General features: G+C 68.2%; 3 protein-coding genes. All 3 read right to left on the bottom strand.

All coding sequences use genetic code 11. From position 1 onward, the window contains the following. Positions 1-2015: polyribonucleotide nucleotidyltransferase (gene pnp, locus VF697_RS34680; protein WP_331101804.1), on the bottom strand; the 2015-nt coding region annotated here is incomplete at its 3' end. A gap of 387 nt (positions 2016-2402) precedes the next feature. Next, positions 2403-2675: a 30S ribosomal protein S15 gene (rpsO, locus tag VF697_RS34675; RefSeq protein WP_331101802.1), complete on the bottom strand. Its 273-nt coding sequence runs from the start codon at positions 2673-2675 to the stop codon at positions 2403-2405. A 185-nt stretch (positions 2676-2860) separates the two neighbouring features. Beyond that, the coding region (truB, locus tag VF697_RS34670) for a tRNA pseudouridine(55) synthase TruB (protein WP_331101800.1) at positions 2861-3685 on the bottom strand (825 nt) is incomplete at its 5' end.

Raw genomic sequence — 3685 nt, 5'->3', positions numbered from 1 at the left:
TCATCGCCCTCGTTGAGCACGTCCGACACGCTCTTCACGCGCTTGTCGGACAGCTCGGAGATGTGGATGAGGCCGTCGGTGCCGGGGAACAGCTCCACGAAGGCGCCGAACTCGGCGATCTTCCGCACGGTGCCGGTGTAGATCTTCCCGATCTCCGCCTCGCGCGTGAGCGCCTGCACCATCGCGATGGCCGCCTTCACCGACTCCACGTTGGCGCTGGCGATGTCCACCCGGCCCGAGTCGTCGATGTTGATGACGGCACCCGTGCGGGCGATGATGTCCTTGATCACCTTGCCGCCCGGCCCGATGACGTTCTTGATGAACTCGGGGCGGATCTGGATGGTGGTGATGCGCGGCGCGTAGGAGCTGATCTCCTTGCGCGGCTCGGCCATCGACTTGAGCATCTCGCCCAGGATGTGCAGACGGCCCTGACGCGCCTGCTCCAGCGCGCGGCTCATGATCTCCGTGGTGAGACCGGTGATCTTGATGTCCATCTGGATGGAGGTGATGCCCTTCGAGGTGCCGCACACCTTGAAGTCCATGTCGCCCAGGTGGTCCTCGTCACCGAGGATGTCCGAGAGGATGGCGATCTGCTCGCCCTCCTTCACCAGACCCATGGCGATGCCGGCCACCGGGGCCTTGATGGGCACGCCCGCGTCCATCAGCGCCAGGGTGCCGCCGCACACGGAGGCCATGGACGAGGAGCCGTTGGACTCGAGGATGTCCGAGACGAGGCGCACGGTGTACGGGAACTTCTCGCTCGCGGGCAGCATGTTGCGCAGCGCGCGCTCGGCCAGGGCGCCATGGCCCACCTCACGCCGGCCGGGGCCGCGCAGGGGCTTGGTCTCGTTCACGCTGAACGGGGGGAAGTTGTAGTGCAGCATGAACCGCTTGAAGGACATGCCGCCGAGCAGCTCCAGCCGCTGCTCGTCGTCGGAGGTGCCCAGCGTCGCCACCACCAGCGCCTGCGTCTCGCCGCGGGTGAAGAGCGCGCTGCCGTGGGTGCGCGGGAGCACGCTCACCTCGCAGGAGATGTCACGCACCTTGTCGTGGCCGCGGCCGCCGATGCGGCCCCCGTTCACCGTCAGCGTGCGCATGTGCTCGTACTTCAGGTCCTCCACCACCTGCTTGGCGTGCTTCTCCACCTGGGAGGTGTAGCTCTCGCCCAGCTGCTCCTTGAGCTTGGACACCGCCTCCTTCTTGGCCTTGGAGAGCGCGTCGTAGCGAGCCGCCTTCTCCTTGATGGTGTAGCCGTGGACGATGCCGTCCCAGGCCAGCGCGCGCACCTTGGCCTTCAGGTCCTCGGCCACCGCGGGGATGCGGTCGTAGTTGCGCACCGTCTTGTTCAGCGAGCGCCGCAGCTCGTCCTGGAGGTCCAGCGCGGGCTGCGCGGCCTGCTTGCCGAACTCGAGCGCGGCCACCATGTCCGCCTCGCTCACCTCCTCGGCACCACCCTCCACCATGACGATGGCCTCGCGGCTGACGGCCATGACGAGGTCGATGTCGGACTGCTCGCGCTGCTTCATCGTGGGGTTGGCGACGAGCTTGCCGTCCACCCGGCCCACGCGGATGCCCGCGATGGGACCGTTGAAGGGGATGTCCGACACCCACAGCGCCGCCGAGGCGCCGGTGATGCCGTGGATGTCACCCTCGTGCTCCGGGTCCGCGGAGATGACGCTCGCGATGACCTGGGTCTCGTAGGCGTAGCCTTCCGGGAACAGCGGGCGCATGGAGCGGTCCACGATGCGGCTGGCCAGCGTCTCCTTCTCGGTGAGGCGTCCCTCGCGCTTGAAGTAGCTGCCGGGGATGCGGCCGGCCGAGTACAGCTTCTCCTGGTACTCCACCGTGAGGGGGAGGAAGTCCACGTCCTTCTTCTCGCGGGCGCTCACCGCGGTGACGAGCAGCATGGTGTCGCCGTAGCGAACCACCACCGAGCCGTCCGCCTGCTTGGCCATGTGGCCGGTCTCGATGGTCAGCTCGGTCTCGCCAATCTTGACGCTCTTCTTCAGATGCATATCCGTCTTGCCTCGTACTTCCTGGTGGCCCCGCTGGCGCGCACCCTGTCCTTTGGACAATAAGGTGGGTGTCCACGCGCCTCGATGCGAGGCCTGTGGGGTTGATGCGGTCGCCGAGCCTGGAACAGGCGGATACGGGCAACCGCGGCCTGACTGCGGTGGGGGCGCCTCGGAAGCGCCGGCAGGGATGCGTCGGAGCTTTGATCCCTGATCGCGCGGGCCGACCCGTATGCACCGGTCAGCCCGTCCGAACGGAAACCAAAACCTCCATCCACACCACGCCCTTGCTTCTTTCCTCGCCCCGCTCTCTGCATCGACTGCGTGCTGCGACTGCCTGGAACGACTCGGGGCGCTGACAGAAGCCAGCGCCCCGATTTGACCGCGGGCCTACTTGCGGATGCCGAGGCCCTCGATGAGCTTCTTGTAGCGGTTGGCGTCCTTGCTCTTCAGGTAGTCGAGCAGACGGCGACGCTGACCCACCAGCTTCAGCAGACCGCGACGCGAGTGGTGGTCCTTCTTGTGCGTCTTGAAGTGCTCGGTGAGCATGGTGATGCGCTCGGAGAGCAGGGCCACCTGCACCTCGGGAGAGCCGGTATCGGTCTCGTGGGTGCGGTACTTCGCGACAACCTCGTTCTTACGGTCCTGATGCAGTGCCGACATGTGCTTCCTTGGCTTCTTCCCGCTCCGGGGGGTGGGTGCTGCGGTCGCCACGGTCCGCGGAGGGGTACAGACCGGGCTTCCTCCTCTAACGAATCGACGGCTTATAAGCATCGCCCGGACGGGCGGTCAACCTTCAGCGCCTGGTTGTCCGCCCGGTGACGGGACAGGAGAGGTGGAAACGGACACTAGACGAGCACTCGCAGGTAGCGCAGCCGGCCGCGCACCACCTCGGCCACGGCGAGCACCGCGCCCGAGGGGTCCACCACCCGCACCCGGCCCGGAAGGGCGGGAGCCTCCACGGGCACGCCGTGGGACACGCGCGCGGCCTCCTCGGCGCTCACCCGCACCGCCGGCAGGTCCACCAGCGCCTCGGACACCGGCACCAGCCGCCGGGCCAGCGCCTGGGGCTCCTGGAGCAGCGCGGGCAGCTCTCCCAGCGGCAGGGACATGGCCAGGGTGAAGGGGCCGCTCTGGGTGCGCCGCAGCGCCTCCAGGTGCGCCCCGCAGCCCAGGGCCCGGCCCAGGTCATAGGCGAGCGTCCGCACGAAGAAGCCCTTGGAGCAGCGCACGGACAGGCGGAGCTGGGTGGCGTTGAAGTCGCGCAGCACCAGCTCGTACACCGTCACCTGGCGGCTGGCCCGCTCCACCTCCTCGCCGGCGCGGGCGAGCTCGTACAGCCGCTTGCCGCCCACCTTCACCGCCGAGTACATGGGCGGCACCTGCTCGAAGGTGCCGCGGAAGCGCCCCAGCGCCTCCTCCAGCAGTGCCGAGGTGAGGGCGGGCACCGGTGCCTCGGCCACCACCTTGCCCTCGGCGTCCTGGGTGTCCGTCTCGGCTCCCAAGCGCACCACGGCGTCATAGGCCTTGTCGCCCTCGGTGATGAAGCCGGCCACCTTCGTCGCCTCGCCCAGGCACAGGGGCAACACCCCCGTGGCCATCGGGTCCAACGTCCCGGTGTGGCCTACCTTCTTGATCCGGAGGAGACTCCGCACCTGCCGCACCACGTCGAA

Source organism: Archangium sp. (genome assembly GCF_036388035.1).
Taxonomy (GTDB): Bacteria; Myxococcota; Myxococcia; order Myxococcales; family Myxococcaceae; genus Archangium.
Note: the sequence above shows the minus strand (reverse complement) of the source record. Positions and strands in the feature narration are given on the sequence as shown.

Coding starts and splice junctions, on each gene's coding strand:
- rpsO (WP_331101802.1), bottom strand. CDS start 2,675: ATGTCGGCACTGCATCAGGACCGTAAGAACGAGGTTGTCGCGAAGTAC.